We start from the raw sequence: 19,768 nt of genomic DNA on the forward strand, positions 1-19,768 counted from the left end.
CTAATCAGGACGTAATAGAAATAATACCAAGCGGTCAACCAAAAATCGAAAAATAAAGAAACCTCCTACAAATAATTAAATTCTCTATTTTGGGAATATTCCTACAGCTTTATCAGCAAAAGTTTTTTTCAAGCATGCCGTTAATAACGGTTGACATGAAAAACAGGTGCACAATGAATATAACTCCGAACTACATCACCGCACAGGAATGGCAAAGCCTGTTTGAGAAAAAAGACCCTGCTGTCTTGGTTCCTATGACCAAGCTCTCCATCGAACCAGAACCAGCAAAACAGCGTGACCCGAACGCTGAGTTTTACCGCAAGGAGGAAACACTTGGTTTGCCGGATACAAGAAATCGGAAGACGGCCGCGCCGCGCTAGAAAACATGCTTGAAGAAACAGCGACAGCTATTAAAAACGAGTATTTAAGGAAGGTCTGAAAAAGCCTTTTCTTCAAAAGTCGAAGCCAGTAAATACAGGCGCTCCAGCCCGGTTCCTCTCCAAAAAAATGGGCTTTTTCAGAGGATACTTAAAAGCCGAAGTCAAACAATTTGATAAAACAATATACCGCATGTTTGATGATTATCATGAATTCAAAGAGCAACTTCGCTACTTGAACCCTGAGCTGTCAAAAAAGCATTTCGGCTTTACCTTGGGAGGCGCTGATTTATTCGATTTTTCGTCCCTGCAACGCTCTGGAGGCCTTGATTTATCTGGGGGCAACAGCTGGGTTTTAGAATAAATCAGCGTCTCCCTTGGGGTTTAATGAGCAGATTCAGGTGACCGATCCCGACGAGGTGCTTACCCTGCTGAATTTACGTACCTGACAGAGGCGCTGAACTCGCGGGAGCAGCTGAAGGATGATTTGAAGGCCCATGCAAAAATCGTGATGGGCCTGCTTGATCACTATTCGGAAAAATTTGACAGCCAGTACAAACTCAATCTGGAAAACTACAGCAAAGTCATCGACTACGGGCAAATATTCAGCCGTAATCATATTGGCAACTATATGGACACCATTATCTATCAGATTGAGCGCAATGCGCCAAAGCATGAGGACGAGGAAGAGCGAAAGCCCTTGGTCGATATTCATGCTTGAGCGACTCCGGCAGGATTCAGCCGTGACGCGGATCACATAACGCCATTCCCTCGGATTTTTCCCACATAGTTATCAGCCAAGTTTTTCCTGAATTTGCCGTTAACCAAAGTACTCACTATTCAGCAAGGAGCTCGATATGAACATCCCCCCAGCAAGTATCACGCGGTTGAATTCTCTGATACCCGTCCCGGCTTCCGCGCGAACGACACCATTGGATACTTTGCCTGAAACCAAATCTACACTAAGCACAAAAGAAGCGGCTGCAAAAGCATTTTATACACGTGAGGATCAGCCATGGCTAAACAGACCTTATCGATATACTGATCACACCCAACCAGAAGTAAAAACCGAAATACGCTCGATGACCAAGCAAGAATACATTGAGGATGCCTATGCTTGGTCCGGCCTTATGTCAAGAATTGAGTCAGATCACCTTAGCAAATTCAGAAATGAACTCATGGAGTTACGTCCCGATTTGGCGGGCATTAATTTCAGTTACACGCTGGGTGACGACGCAGAATTGAAAATCATCAACCTTGACGGAAAACTTGGTGAACACGAATTAAAGTTTCTTACCGATGCAATCAACAAAAAACAGATTTTAAAGAAGCTGCACGCGAACATGCAAAAATAATAATGACGCTTGTGGACCATGACACAGAGACTTTTAGGGAGACGCTGATTTATTCTAAAACCCAGCTGTTGCCCCAGATAAATCAAGGCCTCCAGAGCGTTGCAGGGACGAAAAATCGAATAAATCAGCGCCTCCTTAGGGAGGCGCTGCAAAAATAGCCAACTGTCCCCACCCTTGGCACTAAGTTCCTTCAACAGCCTCCCTCTCCGTGAGCGTTACGCGCGTGCAGAAGACCTTCTCCGAACTCGAATATACCGGCAAGAAAAAGCAGACTCGCCGAGATCGCTTCCTGGCTGACCTTGAACAGTTGGTGCCCTGGGCCCTGCTGGAGGCGCAAGTGGCGCCGTTTTATAGCAACACGCAGGCAAGCGCGGACGCCCTGCGATAGGGGTGTCGCGCATGTTGCGCATGTACGTCGTGCAGCAGTGTTTCGGTTTCTCCGATGAAGGTTGCGAAGATGCCGTCTACGACAGCCAGGCCATCCGCGGTTTTATATGGGTATCGACCTGGGTCGCGAGTCTGCACCGGATGCCACACCTTGCTGCGTTTTCGCCGCTTGCTGGAAGTCCATCAGCTAACCCGGCTGCTGTTTGAAACGATTAACCAGCATCTGGCCAGCCGGGGGCTGCTGCTCAAGGAAGGCACTATCGTCGACGCTACTCTGATCGCCGCGCCGCCCTCGGTCAAGAACCGAGAAGGCAAGCGTGATCCTGAGATGCATCAGGCCAGGAAAGGCAATCAATGGCACTTTGGGATGAAGGCCCACATTGGTGTAGACGCCACGTCGGGGCTGGTGCACAGCGTAGTAGGGACGGCCGCTAACGTGGCGGATGTCACCCAGGTTGGCCAGTTGCTTCACGGTGACGAAACCTATGTTTCGGGTGACGCTGGATACACCGGTGCGGCCAAGCGACCGGAGCATGCTGAACGGGACGTTATCTGGTCGATTGCAGAACGGCCAAGCAGTTACAAGCAGCACGGCGAAGGCAGCGTGCTGTATCGGGTCAAGCGCAAAATTGAATATGCCAAGGCGCAACTGCGTGCCAAGGTCGAGCACCCCTTCCAGGTAATCAAGGTGCGCTTCAATCATCGCAAGGTTCGCTACCGTGGGCTGGAAAAGAATACAGCGCAGTTGTTCAGTTTGTTTGGGTTGGCCAATCTGATGCTGGCCAAGCGGTATTTACAACAGACGGCAGGATAAATCCGTCTGAAAGGCGGGACTGGCCCGCCTTTCAGCAAAATGAGGGCAGAAATCTGCTCGAGAAACGTAAAATAAGGCCGGCAGGTTGAAAAAAACCGGCTTGGAAATGGGGACGGTGCGAACGGGTTAATTGTTCAGCGTCTCCTTAGGGAGGCGCTGCAAAAATAGCCAACTGTCCCCACCTTGGCACACTAAGTTCCTTCAACAGCCTCCCTCTCCGTGAGCGTTACGCGCGTGCAGAAGACCTTCTCCGAACTCGAATATACCGGCAAGAAAAAGCAGACTCGCCGAGATCGCTTCCTGGCTGACCTTGAACAGTTGGTGCCCTGGGCCCTGCTGGAGGCGCAAGTGGCGCCGTTTTATAGCAACACGCAGGCAAGCGCGGACGCCCTGCGATAGGGGTGTCGCGCATGTTGCGCATGTACGTCGTGCAGCAGTGTTTCGGTTTCTCCGATGAAGGTTGCGAAGATGCCGTCTACGACAGCCAGGCCATCCGCGGTTTTATGGGTATCGACCTGGGTCGCGAGTCTGCACCGGATGCCACCACCTTGCTGCGTTTTCGCCGCTTGCTGGAAGTCCATCAGCTAACCCGGCTGCTGTTTGAAACGATTAACCAGCATCTGGCCAGCCGGGGGCTGCTGCTCAAGGAAGGCACTATCGTCGACGCTACTCTGATCGCCGCGCCGCCCTCGGTCAAGAACCGAGAAGGCAAGCGTGATCCTGAGATGCATCAGGCCAGGAAAGGCAATCAATGGCACTTTGGATGAAGGCCCACATTGGTGTAGACGCCACGTCGGGGCTGGTGCACAGCGTAGTAGGGACGGCCGCTAACGTGGCGGATGTCACCCAGGTTGGCCAGTTGCTTCACGGTGACGAAACCTATGTTCGGGTGACGCTGGGATACACGGTGCGGCCAAGCGACCGGAGCATGCTGAACGGGACGTATTGTCGATTGCAGACGGCAAGCAGTTACAAGCAGCACGGCGAAGGCAGCGTGCTGTATCGGGTCAAGCGCAAAATTGAATATGCAAGGCGCAACTGCGTGCAGGTCGAGCACCCTTCCAGGTAATCAAGGTGCGCTTCAATCATCGCAAGGTTCGCTACCGTGGCTGGAAAAGAATACAGCGCAGTTGTTCAGTTTGTTTGGGTTGGCCAATCTGATGCTGGCCAGCGGTATTTACAACAGACGGCAGGATAAATCCGTCTGAAAGGCGGGACTGGCCCGCCTTTCAGCAAAATGAGGGCAGAAATCTGCTCGAGAAACGTAAAATAAGGCCGGCAGGTTGAAAAAAACCGGCTTGGAAATGGGGACGGTGCGAACGGGTTAATTGTTCAGCGTCTCCCTAGCTTCTTAGGGAGGCGCTGATTTATTCGATTTTTCGTCCCTGCAACGCTCTGGAGGCCTTGATTTATCTGGGGGCAACAGCTGGGTTTTAGAATAAATCAGCGTCTCCTTAGGTTTCCTACCATCAGTATCTGGAATCCCCGCCTCAGCCTTAGCCAAAGCATAAAGGTCGTCCAGATCAGAAATACTCAGTGTACGGTTTGGTAGAGTCGAGCTACCGCATCTTGCTGCCAGGCAGAAAGTCTCTTAGACCACGCGTGGATTTCCTGAATAATCGTCACCAGCCTTCTCCTTGGCGTAGTACTACGCACACTTATGAATACCCAAAAAAGTATCATTTTGCTATCATCATATCTAGCAGAAAAAGGAATTGGGGTGAAGGGGGCTAAGTAGGAACCGCCGAAAATTCCGTCGAAAAACGTCACCTGAGTGGTTCCCGGCTGCTTTTGCTATCCGACACGGTTTTCCGTACATACTTGGCCGCTCAATCAAGCCGTTTTCGGCTTGGCGGCGTCGCTGCCGGAATACAACTGTTTGGCGTCAATCCGCACCAGTAGTGGCTTCCCGCCCATGACGGAAATTTCTGGGATTCCGGCTTACAACCCCAGTCTCCGAGAAACCCGGGGCGGTTCAGTTTTCACTGCATAAGTAACGCCTCAGCGTCTTCCTACGCATCGCTATGAAGGCATGAAGCTCCTTTCATAGCGTCAGCTTGATGCATAGGCATTTGAAATTCCTATGTACCCAGGGAACGTGTCCGCTGTTACGGCCACTTAGTACAGATATTGCTATCTACGGATGTAATCATGAGCTTATCGCCGACGCTGCAAAAGCTAACTAATATATTGGGCCCGACAAAAATTGCCAAACCTGTCACAGAGGCTATCCAGTGGCAGGAAGGCATGGATATAACGCTGCATGTCAGCGGCGACAGCCTTACCTTACTAGCTAACATCATAGAACTGCGTACAGACCCTAAAGACGACATTTTATTGCGCAAGCTGCTTACCCATACGTTTCCGGGCCTGCGTCTGCGCCGTGGCGCGCTTACCATCAACCCTGATGAAAGTGCCCTGGTTTTCTCTTATGAACACGATTTTCACCTTCTGGACAAAGCCCGTTTTGAGAGCCTGCTGGCCAACTTTGCTGAAACGGCGCAGGAGCTTCGAGACACAGCGACACATTTTCGTTTTAACTGAGGAAAGAGTATGTTGGATAAAGTGGGGAACAGTGCTCGTGTAGATAATGCCCCGCATGTCGAAGCGCCTGCAGGGCCGGAGCCTATGCGGCTTGATGCTGCGCGAGGCCAGAAGCCCAAAGCCCCTATGGATGCACCGTCATCATTACGTTTGCGAGCGATAGCGGGTGGCATGCCCAGTGAAGAAGCAGGAACGACTGCACCTGCTGACGTGAATCAGCCTCCACCTGCTGATGTTCGTCCAGAAATGGGTGTAGATCCTGTGAGACTCTTCGTTAAACTGATGGTAGGAACTCTGGCGCTGTCGACAGGAGTCCGTTTTGCAAGATACCCAAGTGATTTCGCGAAGGATCCGGGAGGCAGTGTATGGGCAGCAATCAATCTGCAGCATCGCTCGAGCGTCACACATCTCGAACAAGGCAATCAGACGGTTCTTGAGCGTTTCGGTGCACATATTCCAAAAGACAGTGCGTGTTTCAAAGCTCGCGCTGACGTCACACACGATGTTCCCTCAGGCGTGGCAGGGCAGTGGAACCACAAAACCCAACGGGTAAAACTGAACCCTAACATTCATTTCGAGAGCCATCCGGCACAGGTCGCCGGACATGAGTTCATACACTGTTACACGCATCCTGAGTTTGTCGAACGCCATATAAAACATCCGCACTGGAAAGCCCTGAATGAAGGGTTGACGACTCGTTTGACAGAGAAACTGCCAGACCCTAAGCGTCTCTTGCCCATTCCCTTGGCAAAGGATCCCTATCATGGTTTCAAGCTGTCCACCGGGGACTCCTGGCCGGATGCGGCCAGGCGAATCGAAGACGAAGTTGGCGAAAATGTGTTGTTGAAAGCGTTCTTTGGCGGCGATGACCAGGCTATTAGTGAAGTAGCTAAAGCCGCTGCTCAGATCTACCCCAAGATTGCCTCACATATTACCGAGAGGGAGTTGTATCAAGCGGGCAGCATGCGTGGAGGACAACAGCTGGCCGAGTGTTACGTAGGTGCTTTGCTCAAAAACGGTCAGAAACTGCCTGACAGTTTTACGAATTATCTGCTACCTGTATTTAGCTATTCAGATATAAGCCCTGGTCACGCGAAAAAAATACAGGCGCAAGCGGAAAAAAGTCAAAAGCGGATGGGAATTGTGTTCGATACAGCGTTTTTTTCACCTGACCTGAAGACCCAGAGACTGGCACTTGGCATGCTACGGGAGGACCTGCTGATGCACTGGAAAAAAGTTATTCCGGATAGAAAGTAAATGTATAGGGAGGGTCTGAAGTAGGCATCGATTTTGGGGTCCGGGGAGCAATGGAACAGCCAACTCAGTTAAGCGGTTCAAAGCGCAGCTATCCAAATAGGACATGTCGCCATGATCCCTGCCACTCTTGTGTTAGGCACCACCATTCCAGCGTTGGTCAGTCAGGCCGGCGAGCGAGCGGGTATGCGTTTTTTGGAGTTTTTCACGGCCAACATTCGTAACCCGAATACACGACGCGCTTATGCGCGCGCAACAAACGAGTTCTTGACCTGGTGCGCCGATGTCGGGGTGCCCGATCTGGCGACGGTGGCCCCGCTGCATGTCTCTACTTGGATCGAGTTGCAGATGCAGCGCTTGGCTGCGCCTTCGGTGAAGCAGCGCCTGGCAGCCATCAGACACTTGTTCGACTGGTTGGTGGTGGGCCAGGTTGTTCCACATAATCCGGCTGCCTCGGTGCGAGGGCCCAGTCATACGGCCCGCACCGGCAAGACGCCGGTGCTTGATCCATCCGAAGCACGGCAGCTTCTAGACAGCATTGATGTCAGCACACCTGCAGGTCTTCGTGATCGAGCGCTGATCGCCTTGATGGTGTTTTCGTTTGCTCGGATCGGCGCGGCACTGGCGATGAGGGTAGAGGATGTATACACACAAAATCGACGGCTGTGGGTACTCCTGAAAGAGAAAGGCGGCAAGCAGCATGCCATGCCTTGCCATCACTCATTGGAAGCGTACCTACACGCGTACCTGTCAGAAACAGGGATAGATACTGATCTGAAGGGCCCATTGTTTCGTACAGTTGGGCGCGGCACCAGTCAGTTGAGCACCACGGCGCTGCCGCAGGCCAATGCGCATGCCATGGTGCGCCGCAGGGCCCTGGCAGCAGGGATCAAGACGCAGATCGGCAACCACACGTTTCGGGCAACCGGAATTACGGCCTATTTAAAAAACGGCGGTACCCTGGAAAATGCGGCAGCGATGGCTAACCATGCCTCGACGCGGACTACCCAGCTGTATGACCGGCGTCGGGACGAAATCAGCCTGGATGAGGTAGAGCGCATTTATCTCTGAACAGCCGGGCGCGTCAAGATAAGAGGCCGAACAACCATTCGTCGGCAAAAATCGTAATTGGATCCCTTTTTTATTAGTCTGATTGTCAGACAATAGGACTAATATGTTATGCAAAGCTTTCCACGACCTCACTCCCTCGTTGAAGGTGTCGTCTCTGCAATTCGTAGAGAAATTATGAGCGGACGGCTCCCCGCGGATTCGAAGATGCCTACAGAGCATGAGTTGGCTGATCAGTTCAGTGTCAGCCGGTCTGTGGTAAGGGAAGCCATTTCGCAGCTGAAAGCTGACGGTGTTCTAGTTATTCGTCGTGGCAGTGGTTCCTTTGTTTCTCAGACTCCTGGTGGCACGGTTTTCCGGCTGCCAGGCAACGAGGACCATTCGGCTGGCTTAGCTAAATTGTTTGAATTGCGCTCATGGATTGAAATACAAGTGGCGTCTGTTGCTGCGCAGCGGCACACAGATGCCGATTTGAAGCGGCTGTCTGACGCCATGTTGTTGATGGAGAGTAACGCGGGAAATTTCGAAATCTCCTCAAAGGCAGATTGTGAATTTCATTGCGCCATCGTAGCTGCGTGCAAAAACGAATATCTGTCTGCCTTCCATGACTTTTTAGGCAGCCAGTTAATCCAGGCTCGTTTCATGGCTTGGGAAAACTCCTCAAAACTTGAAATAGGTCCAAGTGGTGCCATCCGTGAACACCGTGAAATCTACGACGCAATAGCAAAACGAAATCCCTCTGAAGCCGCTCACTGTGCCCGCATGCATCTCAAGGCTGCCGCGCTACGGCTCAATATCGATCTGGCGGATTAGTGGGCATCCAAGAGTATAAATATCGCTCATCACGTTGTCAGACAACCTGACATTTAAAAGGATTTCTATGATCTACGATTTCTGTGTGATTGGGGGTGGGATAGTAGGGCTGGCCACAGCAATGCAACTGCTTAGGGCGCATCCAGGCGCTTCGTTGGTACTCGTGGAAAAAGAGGCAGCGATAGCTAAGGAGACGCTGATTTATTCTAAAACCCAGCTGTTGCCCCCAGATAAATCAAGGCCTCCAGAGCGTTGCAGGGACGAAAAATCGAATAAATCAGCGCCTCCCTAAGCACCAAACTGGCCATAACAGCGGGGTCATCCATGCTGGGGTCTACTACGATCCTGGCAGTTTGAAGGCCGTACTGTGCAAGCGTGGGGCAGAGCTGACAAAAGCCTTCTGTACAGAACACAAGATCCCGTTTGAGATTTGCGGGAAAATGCTTGTGGCATCTAATCCTCGACAGCTTGCCTCGCTCAGCAACCTTGAAGCGCGAGCCAGACAGAATGGGCTCAACGTTGAACGACTTGAAGCTAAGGAGACGCTGATTTATTCTAAAACCCAGCTGTTGCCCCCAGATAAATCAAGGCCTCCAGAGCGTTGCCGGGACGAAAAATCGAATAAATCAGCGCCTCCTTAGGTCAAACTATAGTCGCAATTCAGGAGCATGAGAGCCATGTATCGGTGTCATCAGAAGCGCTATCCTGGAAGGCTAATAAATTAGTGGTTTGCGCAGGTTTACAGTCTGATCGTTTAGGGAAGGTCTGAAAAAGCCTTTTCTTCAAAAGTCGAAGCCAGTAAATACAGGCGCTCCAGCCCGGTTCCTCTCCAAAAAAATGGGCTTTTTCAGAGGATACTTAGGGAGGCGCTGATTTATTCGATTTTTCGTCCCTGCAACGCTCTGGAGGCCTTGATTTATCTGGGGGCAACAGCTGGGTTTTAGAATAAATCAGCGTCTCCTTAGGGAGGCGCTGCAAAAATAGCCAACTGTCCCCACCCTTGGCACACTATGTTCCTTCAACAGCCTCCCTCTCCGTGAGCGTTACGCGCGTGCAGAAGACCTTCTCCGAACTCGAATATACCGGCAAGAAAAAGCAGACTCGCCGAGATCGCTTCCTGGCTGACCTTGAACAGTTGGTGCCCTGGGCCCTGCTGGAGGCGCAAGTGGCGCCGTTTTATAGCAACACCGCAGGCAAGCGCGGACGCCCTGCGATAGGGGTGTCGCGCATGTTGCGCATGTACGTCGTGCAGCAGTGTTTCGGTTTCTCCGATGAAGGTTGCGAAGATGCCGTCTACGACAGCCAGGCCATCCGCGGTTTTATGGGTATCGACCTGGGTCGCGAGTCTGCACCGGATGCCACCACCTTGCTGCGTTTTCGCCGCTTGCTGGAAGTCCATCAGCTAACCCGGCTGCTGTTTGAAACGATTAACCAGCATCTGGCCAGCCGGGGGCTGCTGCTCAAGGAAGGCACTATCGTCGACGCTACTCTGATCGCCGCGCCGCCCTCGGTCAAGAACCGAGAAGGCAAGCGTGATCCTGAGATGCATCAGGCCAGGAAAGGCAATCAATGGCACTTTGGGATGAAGGCCCACATTGGTGTAGACGCCACGTCGGGGCTGGTGCACAGCGTAGTAGGGACGGCCGCTAACGTGGCGGATGTCACCCAGGTTGGCCAGTTGCTTCACGGTGACGAAACCTATGTTTCGGGTGACGCTGGATACACCGGTGCGGCCAAGCGACCGGAGCATGCTGAACGGGACGTTATCTGGTCGATTGCAGAACGGCCAAGCAGTTACAAGCAGCACGGCGAAGGCAGCGTGCTGTATCGGGTCAAGCGCAAAATTGAATATGCCAAGGCGCAACTGCGTGCCAAGGTCGAGCACCCCTTCCAGGTAATCAAGGTGCGCTTCAATCATCGCAAGGTTCGCTACCGTGGGCTGGAAAAGAATACAGCGCAGTTGTTCAGTTTGTTTGGGTTGGCCAATCTGATGCTGGCCAAGCGGTATTTACAACAGACGGCAGGATAAATCCGTCTGAAAGGCGGGACTGGCCCGCCTTTCAGCAAAATGAGGGCAGAAATCTGCTCGAGAAACGTAAAATAAGGCCGGCAGGTTGAAAAAAACCGGCTTGGAAATGGGGACGGTGCGAACGGGTTAATTGTTCAGCGTCTCCTTAGGGAGCCGCTGATTTATTCGATTTTTCGTCCCGGCAACGCTCTGGAGGCCTTGATTTATCTGGGGGCAACAGCTGGATTTTAGAATAAATCAGCGGCTACTTAGCTGGAATGGCCGGACTGGATGTCGATTTTCAGATTATACCTTTTCGTGGTGAATATTTTCGCTTACCGTCAGAAAAAAACAACAGTATAAATCACCTGATCTACCCAGTGCCAGAAGCTGGGCTTCCATTTCTCGGCATTCATCTAAGGAGACGCTGATTTATTCTAAAACCCAGCTGTTGCCCCCAGATAAATCAAGGCCTCCAGAGCGTTGCAGGGACGAAAAATCGAATAAATCAGCGCCTCCCTAACTCGTATGATTGACGGAGGGGTTACGGTTGGACCCAATGCTGTGCTTGGTTTTTCTCGCGAGGGTTACAAAAAACATGCGTTCAATGCTCGCGATGTTTTGGAATACAGCATGTATCCAGGCTTTTGGAAGCTTCTCGGTAAAAATTTACGCTCCGGAGTTAGCGAGATTAAAAATTCGGCCTGTAAGAAAAGCTACTTAGGGAGGCGCTGATTTATTCGATTTTTCGTCCCCGCAACGCTCTGGAGGCCTTGATTTATCTGGGGGCAACAGCTGGGTTTTAGAATAAATCAGCGTCTCCCTAAGTGAAGATGTTAGAAAGAATCTGATTCTTCAAGGTGTATTGAAATACAACGAGGCAATGGAAATGCTGGAGTGGTGTTCCGGTATTCAGTGGCCGACCACGGAAGAAGGATTTTGTGAAACGGTCAACGTACTTGCTTACCGGGCTCTTTATGAGGGCAAGGTATTAGCGTATTTCGAGGGGATGGACTCTGCCATCAGGGAAGACCTAGGGAGACGCTGATTTATTCTAAAACCCAGCTGTTGCCCCCAGATAAATCAAGGCCTCCAGAGCGTTGCAGGGACGAAAAATCGAATAAATCAGCGCCTCCCTAGAAAAGAACCCTGCCACCCTGTTGGAAATAAAAGAAATCCTAAGCCATCCCCTTCGTGATGTTTTGTCAGTTCAGAGCGTTGTGAACAAATTTTCTCAAACGCACCCGCTTTCTGATGTCGTTCAGGAAACGGACTTTGTCCAAGAAGATAGTATCAAAGTGTAATGATTATGATGCCAGCGCTTGATTGATAAATGACGCTAATAACTGAATTTCATTAGGGTGGTTAACACCCTATTGAGGATAAAGCAATTGAAAATCGAACCGTTTATTTCACGTATTGAAAACGCCCTGAGCCAGAACGAAAAGTGCACGGGTGGCCTTATGGCCGCCACTCGGGTGTTTGGTATCCCTCTTGGTGCATCAGGTGCTCCCGAAGTCTTGACGCTCATCTACGCAGATGGTGTGTTCGCCAATAGCTTCTGGTACGGCCATGTGGTTCAGCACCCAATGAAATCCGGCGTGTTTGTGGCTCTTTTGACATGGACCAACCGGTTTGTGAATGCCCAAACAGTGCCTTTGCTGTTTAAGCGTTTTGATCATTGGACGCGGGTGGCACTGGAGTACCACCCGTGCACGGTGCAATCTGAGGATGATGCCTATGCAGAGTGTGCGAGCTTTGACGAAGCGGTGGGTGCCCTGGAAACCATGATCAGTCGATTCGATCATGATATGAGAAGCGGTTACGAGGGGAGTGAATACGCCAGTTGCCCATCGGACTTACGCATCATTGACATCTACGGCGTCTCCAATTTGCGCGATCCCAATGGCGTCTTACCGGCCATCCCCAACTCAAGGAAGTAAGCCTTGCAACTTCACCCATGAAGGATTACCTGCCATCAAGGTCAGTGCGTTTTTAGACACACTAAAGGGAGAGTCGTAAGTGGGGTTACTGAAGCGCTCTGTAGTTCGCAGGAACACGTGAAACAAATTCGACAGGGTCAACCAGGTCGCCGTGGGGGTTTGCGAATCGAGCTTTTCTCATCAATAGCCTCGGCATAAGTGGGGCGCGTTATTTGTAATTGGCTCCTCTGTTGGAGCACTTCCCTTACTAAATGCACACATTCATACACCATTGTCATCATAGAGATCATGATCGATGAGACTTTTTATTGCAGAAAAACCCGCCCTGGGCCAGGTCATTGCCGAGGCGCTGGGCACCGTCATACGCAAGGACGGCTATTTCGAGTGCGGCAGCAACAATCTCGTCACCTGGTGCGTGGGCCACCTGCTCGAACTGGCCCCGCCCGAGGTGCACAACCCCGATTATAAAAACTGGGTCCAGGCCGATTTGCCCCTGAAGCTGCGCCCGGCCAAGTACCAGCCCATCGCACGCACCAAGGATCAGCTGAGCATCGTCCAGCAGCTGATCAGTCGCGCCTCGGAAATCGTCCACGCCGGTGATCCGGACGACGAAGGCCAACTGCTGGTCGATGAGGTCCTGGTGCATTTCGGCAACACCGCGCCGGTCAAACGCATCCTGATCAACGACATGAACGCCAACGCCGCCCGCAAAGCGTTGGACGGCCTGCGCGACAACCGCGAGTTTTATGGCCTGTTCCAGAAAGCCTTGGCCCGCAGCATCGGTGACCAGCTGTACGGCTTCAACATGACCCGCGCCTGCACCCTGGCTGGTAGGGCCAAAGGTGTGAAAGGCGTGTTGTCAGTGGGCCGCGTGCAGACCCCGATCCTGGGGCTGATCGTGAATCGCTACCTGGCCAACAAGAGTCACGCCAGTGCGTTTTACTACACGGTGGCGGCAAGCCTGGCCGTTGGTGGCAGTCGTCCCCAGGCCCGCCTCGTGGTCGCCGCTGATGCCCCGCTTGATGACAAGAACCGCATCATCGATGAGGCGTATGCCACCCAGGTGGCCGATGCGTGCCGAATGAAGCCCGCAGACGTGATCGAGGCGCGTGTGGAAGAGAAGCAAACGGCGGCACCTTTGCCGTTCGCATTGCTGGACCTTCAGGTGTACATGAGCAAGACCCACAGCATTGATGCCGAGAAAACCCTGGCCCTGACCCAGGCACTGCGCGAGAAGTACAAGGCCATCACCTACAACCGTTCCGATTGCAGTTACCTGTCCGACGAACAATTTGCCGAGGCTCCGGAGACCTTGAACCTGCTTAGCCAGGCACTGCCGGATCTAGCCGGGATGTTCACCGAAGTAAATTCGGAACGCAAAAGCCGGGCTTTCGACGACAGCAAGGTCTCGGCGCACACCGCGATCATCCCAACGGCAGTGAAGATCGACATTGCCCAGCTGAGTGACGATGAACGCGCCGTGTACATGGCCATCGTCAAACGTTACGTCGCGCAGTTCTTGCCCGAAAAACGTTACCTCAGTGCCGAAGTGCGTTTTGGCGTGAGCGGCCACACCTTCGTTGCGCGCTCCACCAAAGTGACGCAGCCCGGCTGGTCGGCGCAGGTCACTGAAGAAAACGAGCAAGACGAAGACGCATCGGACGCCGCCGAGGTTGCGAGCCCCTTCGATGCGCTGGCGGGTCTGAAAGTCGGTGACGCCGGGGTATGCGACGGCATTACGGTCGCCAAGGAAAAGACCAAACCCTTGCCGCTCTACACCGAAGCCACGTTGCTCAAAGACCTGCAGAGGGTCGCCAAGTACGTGCAAGACCCGCGCATCAAGCAGCTGCTGATCGACCGCGACCAGGGCAAGAAAGGCGAGAACGGCGGCATCGGCACCCCGGCGACCCGCGCCGCTATGCTGGCCAAGCTTCAGGAGCGTGGTTTTTACGCGGTAGAGAAGAAAAAACTGATCCCCACCCCGTTGGGGCTGGAGTTCATCGCCGCATTGCCAGCGATTGCGACGACGCCGGACATGACCGCGCTCTGGCATGAACAGCAACAGATGATCGAGGCCGGTGAACTGACCGTGGAGGAGTTCCTGGACGAACTGGAAGGTTTCATCGCAGACCAGGTGCAGAACATCGACCTGGGCAACGTGCAAGGCGATGGTAAGCCGATATTGGACAGCCTGAACGCTCAGTGCCCCATGTGCGGCGGTGAACTGGCCGTCACCCCGCGAGTGATCGGGTGTCGCGCCTGCGCCTTCAAGTTCCATCCCGAAGTCAGCGGCAAGATGCTGTCGCCTGGCCAGATCGAGGCGCTGCTGACGAATGGCAAGACCGGCGTGCTGAAGGGGTTTCATAGCAAGAAAACCGGCAAGTCCTTTGAAGCAGCCCTGAAGCTCAACAACGAAGCCAAGCTGGAATTCGTGTTCAGCCGCAAACCAAAGCGCGCATGACCCCCTCTTCAATGGAGGCATTAGCTATGCCAGACGCAAAACTTCCCAAGGGAGCCTATGCCGCCCTTGAAGCGCTTCAGGCCCAGGCTGTAGCAGTAACAGCAGCGATTCCAGGCAACGATCCTGAAGCCGTGGCATTGAGCCGCAAGGCACTTGCAGACGCTCAGGCACAAATGGCGAAACATCCGAGTTGGGTGGCCAAGATCATCAAGGCGTTAATGAAAGACCCATTCGACGTGACCGTGCTGACGGCGGACGCTGATTGGCTTGCACAGACCTTTGCCGAGCGCGTTGCTCAGTGGCCACCTGAGGAAACGATGACTGCGCAGTGCCCCAACTGCGAAACCCCCGCAACCGTCGATATCGTCAACGTCAGGGCGTGGGATATGACCTGGCGACCGGTGGATTGCGACACCTGTTTTGCCGAGTTCGAGTTGTCGGCAGACGGTTCAACGGCATTGATGTTGGCCCCGGCTTCGCAGTCCATGCTCCGGAGCTGCGGGCTTCTGAACAAGACTCTGGTTTTTGACCCCGACGGATGCAAAAACGCCCCTTACACCACGGCCGTCGAAATCTTGCTAGGCGGTGTGGGGCGACTGATGTTTCCCGATGGTACCGAGCAGTTTGTGGACGATGACGCCGAACCGGCGCTGATCTATTCGCCGCGCCTTCAGCCTGAGGCCTTGGAGCGATTCTGCGCAGAGCACATGGAGCGCTACGAGCGTTTCCATGAGGAGCATGAAGCGCAACTGGCTGGCTTCGAACGTGTCGCTATGGACGCCTTTTGGTAAGTCCGTAGGTCTCTCAACATCCCTTCACACCCTTTAACGAACTCATTGAAGAAGGAGCGCATCATGGCGCGTGGCATCAATAAAGTGATCCTGGTAGGCACCTGCGGACAAGACCCTGACTGTCGTTACCTGCCCAACGGCACTGCGGTAACCAACCTGAGCTTGGCCACCAGCGAGCAGTGGACTGACAAGCAGACCGGTCAGAAGGTCGAAAAGACCGAATGGCACCGCGTGTCGCTGTTTGGCAAGGTCGCTGAAATCGCCGGCGAATACCTGCGCAAGGGTGCGCAGGTCTACATCGAGGGCAAGCTGCAAACCCGTGAATGGGAAAAGGACGGGGTCAAGCGTTACACAACGGAAATCGTCGTGGACATGCAGGGCACCATGCAGCTGCTCGGTGGCCGTCCACAGGGCGACGCTCAACAGGGCCAGGGTGGCGGCAACTACAACCAGTCTGCCCCTCGTCCGCAGCAGTCGCGCCCCCAGCAATTGGCGCCGCAGCAATCCGCACCTCAGCAAAACCACAACCAGCCGCAGCAACGCGACTCGCGCCCTGCGCCGCAACAGCGAGCACCGCAGCCCGCTGTGGATTTCGACAGCTTTGATGACGACGTGCCGTTCATGGACCCCTACCGGTTCAGCTGGATGCTGGTCTAGCAATCTCCCTGACCATGACTAACGCTCGGCACGCCTTCGTGCCAGGCCTACTTGCAAGGTATTCAAATGGACCAGACAGAAAGCTTCAATCAGCAAGACTATCTACCCATTGCCCGTTTGGTGGGTGTTACCGAGGTGCAGGGCGAAGCCAGTGCATGTTCGCTGGTGTTCGAGCTGGAAAGTACCACCGGCCAGAAACTGAATCTAACCTACGGTTCAGTGATGGAGGCGCTTCGGTTTGCTCAACAACAAGCTGTCATGGCACCGTTGTCAGAGCATTGGTGGGCACGCGTGGAGAGATACGATGGTTGCACATTTTAAGGTTACGCCAGGACGTGTTCCGGCCCATAAGGTCAACAGGGACAACGTAGAAGAGCTGCTGGGACGGCGCGCGCCGTGGTTCAGACCGGGGCAACACCGGAGCGAAGATCGGCACTATGCCGTCTGCCCCTACTGCGATAACGCCATTCAGCTAAAGGGTGTTTACAAAAAAAACGTTGAGGGTGCCCGGCGGTACGGTAGTCACCTTGGAGAGCAGATCAAGGGATTTGCCTTCAACCGGCTCGACCTTGAATTCTGCCCCTACAAGATCAAGGCATCTGCCCGCAGCAAAAGCAGTCGCCGTGCGCCAGGGCCGGTTTCGCAGGAACTCATCGACCTGGCCATCACTGAGTTTGATCGGATTGTGCTGATCCTGCGCACAGACTTCGGTTTTTCATTCTCGGACAAGTTCGCGGGTCGGATGCTTGATCAGTGGTTGGACTCGGAAGGCTACCTCTACACCGGGGCGCACTTGCGAAACCTGCCCTGGATGATTGCGTATTTTGGGCCCGCGCAAAGCCTGTACGGTCAGTACGTGGGTAACAACGCAGAGTTAACGCAAGGGATTCGTACAAAGGTCCCGGCGGCCATGCTGACAGAAGAGGGTCAATTAACCAGTGACAAAAAAAAGCAGTTCTTCAAGCTCGAACTGCAGTGCCTGCATCACCGAGTAGCGGTCGATCCTGACGATGGCAGCTTGATCGAAACCCTGAAACTGAGGGTTCAAGACTTCACCCGCTTCAACGAGCCAGCCAAGGCCCCGAAAGTGTATGAAACACAGATCGTTTTTGACCCTGATCGGTTCGAAGCGCTGATCCATGTACCACCTGAGCGAGCCTGGCGTAATGAAACGCTGTTGGCACTGGCTCGCGATATCGCTACAAAGAGGGGGATTCAATGTCCAATACCCGAATGACACACCTATTGCCGCCAGATCTGGCGGCAGTGTTCGAGTTCCATGACAGTCTTGCAGGGGCAAGCCTGGGCGTGTCCTTGGCCACACTGCTGCAATGCCTGTGTATCGCAGAACAGCGTCATCTGGTACCACCGCTTGAAGCGGACTGGGAGTTGCACACACTTCCACTTGCGCTACGGGAGATGGCCCGGCTCAACACCGATGACATCGACGCGAACAGTCATCAGGGCTGATCGCCTTTCTCAGCAGCATCCAGTTCCATACCCATCCTCGGACTTGAAGACGTCAGGTGCCGCGCTCCCGGCTCGTCGTGACGCGCTCTATCGTCGCGGCGAACGGAAGCACGGGCGCAGCGCACACTTGACGCTACCCCGCCCAGAAAAGGCTCACCTTGGGAGTGTGGGGTAGCTTCACCACCCCGCGCTCCCGAGGTCAACGCGGCCGTTGCGGGATGACAAGGGCCGCGCCCTTGGTGTTGAAACTCTACGCCACAAACCATTCTATTCAGGCGATTGATCGCCTCAACTCGACCATAGGAAACACTATGAACAACCTTATGCCGATGGAAAATACAACCCACTGGATTCTTCAAGGGAAAGGCGGCGTGGGTAAGTCCTTCGCGTCATCCATTCTCGCGCAGTACATGATTGAACGCGGCCATGAGCCAGCGTGCGGGGATACTGACCCGGTAAACAGCACCTTTTACCAAATTGCTGCGTTAAACGTTCAACTGATCAAAATTGCTGAAGACGGGATCGTGATGCAGCGCCTTTTTGATCCGCTCTTTGAGTCCATTCTGCTGAGCGACAGGGTGTCGGTTGTCGATAACGGAGCCTCGACGTTTTTACCGTTCGCGCAGTTCATAAAATCCAATTGTGTTCTTGAAACAATGCAGGAATACGGTAAACAGGTATTCATACACTGTGTCGTCACCGGTGGCCAATCGAAAGACGACACGGCAGCCGGACTAATTTCCTTGATTGACCTGGTGCGAAGCACCCAATCCAATGCAAAAATTGTTGTTTGGGTAAACGAGTTTTGGGGTAAGCCTACTTTTGATGGCAAAACCCTGGAGCAGAATGAATGGTTTCAAGAGGCCTTGCCGATCATTCAAGGGGTTGTCACAATCGTTCAAAGAAATGGTGATGACTTTATTACTGATATTCGACTGATGACTGAGCGGCACATGACTTACCGTGAAGTTAAAGTCTCCACTGACTTTGGCTTGATGCCTAAGGAGACGCTGATTTATTCTAAAACCCAGCTGTTGCCCCCAGATAAATCAAGGCCTCCAGAGCGTTGCAGGGACGAAAAATCGAATAAATCAGCGCCTCCCTAAGTCAAGAATATTCAATGTGTTTAATGATGTATATCGTCAATTGGATGTGGTTTTTTCCCGTGAGGATGGAAACTCGAATGAATGATAAAGAGCTGAATCAGAAAATTCGTAATGAAGTATTCTCCGAACATGGGATTCGCCTGTCCGAACAAGATCCCATCTTTTCCGTAGTGCTTGCCAATAAGATGATGCTCGACAGTGTGAGTGATTCACTGGAAGAGGTGGTTCGTGATGTTCCACGCGCGATGAATACGGTCATTGAGAAAATTGTGCTCGCTGTTGAAGATTCGGAAAGGACTGTAGGGTCTTTACGAGACGAGACCAAAGGCATGTTGAGTGCCTTAACCAAACTTGAAATTGAAAATGCGCATCAACGTATCAAGGAAATTGTGGTTGCTGATACCTCTGCTGTATTAACGGGGTCTACTAAGGCGCTGCAATCAGTGGCTGCAAAGGCGGAAGGCAAAATAAACGAACTGTCAGCGAGTTTGCGAGATACCAAGCTGTTAATAACGAATGTTTGTCTTTCTGTTGCCCTTGCTTTAACTGTGATGACGGCCTCTGTTGGGGGGGTGATGTTGTATAATTTTGCGCAGGACAGTCAGGAAAACGCCAACTATTGGTATGGAGAATCAAAAAAACAGAGTCAGGCTATTGATAGGTTGCCCAGTAATGTTAAAAAGCAGGTGTTAGAGCTGATGAGTAAAAAGGGGTGAGTTC

16 protein-coding genes and 8 pseudogenes are annotated in these 19,768 nt (G+C 52.9%); all 24 read left to right on the plus strand.

Features of this window, described 5'->3' with window-relative positions; genetic code table 11:
* The first annotated feature begins 173 nt into the window (after nt 1–173).
* The 24 genes and pseudogenes from BLT55_RS28330 to BLT55_RS28430 all read left to right on the plus strand — a co-directional run bounded on the left by BLT55_RS28330 (nt 174) and on the right by BLT55_RS28430 (nt 19,764).
* Nucleotides 174–380, plus strand: a complete 207-nt coding sequence (locus BLT55_RS28330) for a hypothetical protein (RefSeq protein WP_244159027.1) — start codon at nt 174–176, stop codon at nt 378–380.
* A 145-nt stretch (nt 381–525) separates the two neighbouring features.
* Nucleotides 526–1,098, plus strand: a pseudogene (locus BLT55_RS35035) (hypothetical protein); the annotation flags it as partial.
* Between the two features lie 136 nt (nt 1,099–1,234).
* Nucleotides 1,235–1,732 (plus strand): hypothetical protein, encoded by a 498-nt coding sequence (locus tag BLT55_RS34205; protein ID WP_244159028.1) that lies wholly within the window; start codon nt 1,235–1,237, stop codon nt 1,730–1,732.
* Nucleotides 1,733–1,955: 223 nt separating this feature from the next.
* Nucleotides 1,956–2,933: pseudogene (locus tag BLT55_RS28345) on the plus strand (IS5 family transposase).
* A 234-nt stretch (nt 2,934–3,167) separates the two neighbouring features.
* A pseudogene (locus BLT55_RS28350) lies at nt 3,168–4,141 on the plus strand (IS5 family transposase).
* Between the two features lie 943 nt (nt 4,142–5,084).
* On the plus strand, nt 5,085–5,477 hold the full coding sequence (locus BLT55_RS28355) for a CesT family type III secretion system chaperone (RefSeq protein WP_074801724.1): 393 nt from the start codon (nt 5,085–5,087) through the stop codon (nt 5,475–5,477).
* A 9-nt stretch (nt 5,478–5,486) separates the two neighbouring features.
* On the plus strand, nt 5,487–6,734 hold the full coding sequence (locus tag BLT55_RS28360) for a type III effector (RefSeq protein WP_223862723.1): 1,248 nt from the start codon (nt 5,487–5,489) through the stop codon (nt 6,732–6,734).
* 111 nt (nt 6,735–6,845) lie between these two features.
* On the plus strand, nt 6,846–7,802 hold the full coding sequence (locus tag BLT55_RS28365; protein ID WP_055000871.1) for a tyrosine-type recombinase/integrase: 957 nt from the start codon (nt 6,846–6,848) through the stop codon (nt 7,800–7,802).
* Nucleotides 7,803–7,910: 108 nt separating this feature from the next.
* Nucleotides 7,911–8,612, plus strand: a complete 702-nt coding sequence (locus BLT55_RS28370) for a FadR/GntR family transcriptional regulator (RefSeq protein WP_055000872.1) — start codon at nt 7,911–7,913, stop codon at nt 8,610–8,612.
* Between the two features lie 67 nt (nt 8,613–8,679).
* Nucleotides 8,680–8,790 (plus strand): annotated as a pseudogene (locus BLT55_RS34445) (FAD-dependent oxidoreductase); the annotation flags it as partial.
* Nucleotides 8,791–8,902: 112 nt separating this feature from the next.
* A pseudogene (locus tag BLT55_RS34450) lies at nt 8,903–9,145 on the plus strand (FAD-dependent oxidoreductase); the annotation flags it as partial.
* A gap of 101 nt (nt 9,146–9,246) precedes the next feature.
* A pseudogene (locus BLT55_RS35040) lies at nt 9,247–9,369 on the plus strand (L-2-hydroxyglutarate oxidase); the annotation flags it as partial.
* 294 nt (nt 9,370–9,663) lie between these two features.
* Entirely contained in the window at nt 9,664–10,641 is a 978-nt protein-coding gene (locus tag BLT55_RS28385; protein ID WP_007247761.1) for an IS5 family transposase, read from the plus strand.
* A gap of 239 nt (nt 10,642–10,880) precedes the next feature.
* Nucleotides 10,881–11,036 (plus strand): annotated as a pseudogene (locus tag BLT55_RS34215) (L-2-hydroxyglutarate oxidase); the annotation flags it as partial.
* A 103-nt stretch (nt 11,037–11,139) separates the two neighbouring features.
* A pseudogene (locus BLT55_RS34220) lies at nt 11,140–11,343 on the plus strand (L-2-hydroxyglutarate oxidase); the annotation flags it as partial.
* A 668-nt stretch (nt 11,344–12,011) separates the two neighbouring features.
* Entirely contained in the window at nt 12,012–12,563 is a 552-nt protein-coding gene (locus BLT55_RS28390) for a hypothetical protein (RefSeq protein ID WP_134941802.1), read from the plus strand.
* Between the two features lie 295 nt (nt 12,564–12,858).
* Entirely contained in the window at nt 12,859–15,024 is a 2,166-nt protein-coding gene (locus tag BLT55_RS28395) for a type IA DNA topoisomerase (RefSeq protein WP_074801729.1), read from the plus strand.
* Nucleotides 15,025–15,050: 26 nt separating this feature from the next.
* Complete coding sequence (locus BLT55_RS28400; RefSeq protein WP_055000863.1) at nt 15,051–15,815, plus strand: hypothetical protein; 765 nt, start codon at nt 15,051–15,053, stop codon at nt 15,813–15,815.
* 63 nt (nt 15,816–15,878) lie between these two features.
* Nucleotides 15,879–16,472, plus strand: coding sequence for a single-stranded DNA-binding protein (locus BLT55_RS28405; RefSeq protein WP_055000862.1), 594 nt, complete (start codon nt 15,879–15,881; stop codon nt 16,470–16,472).
* A gap of 66 nt (nt 16,473–16,538) precedes the next feature.
* Nucleotides 16,539–16,793, plus strand: a complete 255-nt coding sequence (locus BLT55_RS28410) for a hypothetical protein (RefSeq protein ID WP_055000861.1) — start codon at nt 16,539–16,541, stop codon at nt 16,791–16,793.
* A complete protein-coding gene (locus tag BLT55_RS28415) occupies nt 16,711–17,709 on the plus strand; it encodes a hypothetical protein (protein WP_139206480.1) in 999 nt (332 codons plus the stop codon). Before BLT55_RS28410 ends, BLT55_RS28415 begins: the two co-directional genes overlap by 83 nt.
* On the plus strand, nt 17,691–17,942 hold the full coding sequence (locus BLT55_RS28420) for a hypothetical protein (RefSeq protein ID WP_139206484.1): 252 nt from the start codon (nt 17,691–17,693) through the stop codon (nt 17,940–17,942). Before BLT55_RS28415 ends, BLT55_RS28420 begins: the two co-directional genes overlap by 19 nt.
* 218 nt (nt 17,943–18,160) lie before the next feature.
* Complete coding sequence (locus BLT55_RS28425) at nt 18,161–19,048, plus strand: nucleotide-binding protein (RefSeq protein WP_167359989.1); 888 nt, start codon at nt 18,161–18,163, stop codon at nt 19,046–19,048.
* A 77-nt stretch (nt 19,049–19,125) separates the two neighbouring features.
* A complete protein-coding gene (locus BLT55_RS28430; protein WP_074801834.1) occupies nt 19,126–19,764 on the plus strand; it encodes a hypothetical protein in 639 nt (212 codons plus the stop codon).
* The last annotated feature ends 4 nt before the right edge of the window (nt 19,765–19,768 follow it).

It is taken from the genome of Pseudomonas cannabina, assembly GCF_900100365.1.
GTDB lineage: Bacteria > Pseudomonadota > Gammaproteobacteria > Pseudomonadales > Pseudomonadaceae > Aquipseudomonas > Aquipseudomonas cannabina.

Excerpts from the sequence above, each read along its gene's own strand:
- BLT55_RS28410 (WP_055000861.1), top strand. The coding sequence starts at position 16,539 with ATGGACCAGACAGAAAGCTTCAATCAGCAAGACTATCTACCCATTGCC.
- BLT55_RS28425 (WP_167359989.1), top strand. The coding sequence starts at position 18,161 with ATGACAAGGGCCGCGCCCTTGGTGTTGAAACTCTACGCCACAAACCAT.
- BLT55_RS28420 (WP_139206484.1), top strand. The coding sequence starts at position 17,691 with ATGTCCAATACCCGAATGACACACCTATTGCCGCCAGATCTGGCGGCA.
- BLT55_RS28360 (WP_223862723.1), top strand. The coding sequence starts at position 5,487 with ATGTTGGATAAAGTGGGGAACAGTGCTCGTGTAGATAATGCCCCGCAT.
- BLT55_RS34205 (WP_244159028.1), top strand. The coding sequence starts at position 1,235 with ATGAACATCCCCCCAGCAAGTATCACGCGGTTGAATTCTCTGATACCC.
- BLT55_RS28430 (WP_074801834.1), top strand. The coding sequence starts at position 19,126 with ATGAATGATAAAGAGCTGAATCAGAAAATTCGTAATGAAGTATTCTCC.
- BLT55_RS28370 (WP_055000872.1), top strand. The coding sequence starts at position 7,911 with ATGCAAAGCTTTCCACGACCTCACTCCCTCGTTGAAGGTGTCGTCTCT.
- BLT55_RS28365 (WP_055000871.1), top strand. The coding sequence starts at position 6,846 with ATGATCCCTGCCACTCTTGTGTTAGGCACCACCATTCCAGCGTTGGTC.
- BLT55_RS28395 (WP_074801729.1), top strand. The coding sequence starts at position 12,859 with ATGAGACTTTTTATTGCAGAAAAACCCGCCCTGGGCCAGGTCATTGCC.
- BLT55_RS28355 (WP_074801724.1), top strand. The coding sequence starts at position 5,085 with ATGAGCTTATCGCCGACGCTGCAAAAGCTAACTAATATATTGGGCCCG.
- BLT55_RS28330 (WP_244159027.1), top strand. The coding sequence starts at position 174 with ATGAATATAACTCCGAACTACATCACCGCACAGGAATGGCAAAGCCTG.
- BLT55_RS28400 (WP_055000863.1), top strand. The coding sequence starts at position 15,051 with ATGCCAGACGCAAAACTTCCCAAGGGAGCCTATGCCGCCCTTGAAGCG.
- BLT55_RS28405 (WP_055000862.1), top strand. The coding sequence starts at position 15,879 with ATGGCGCGTGGCATCAATAAAGTGATCCTGGTAGGCACCTGCGGACAA.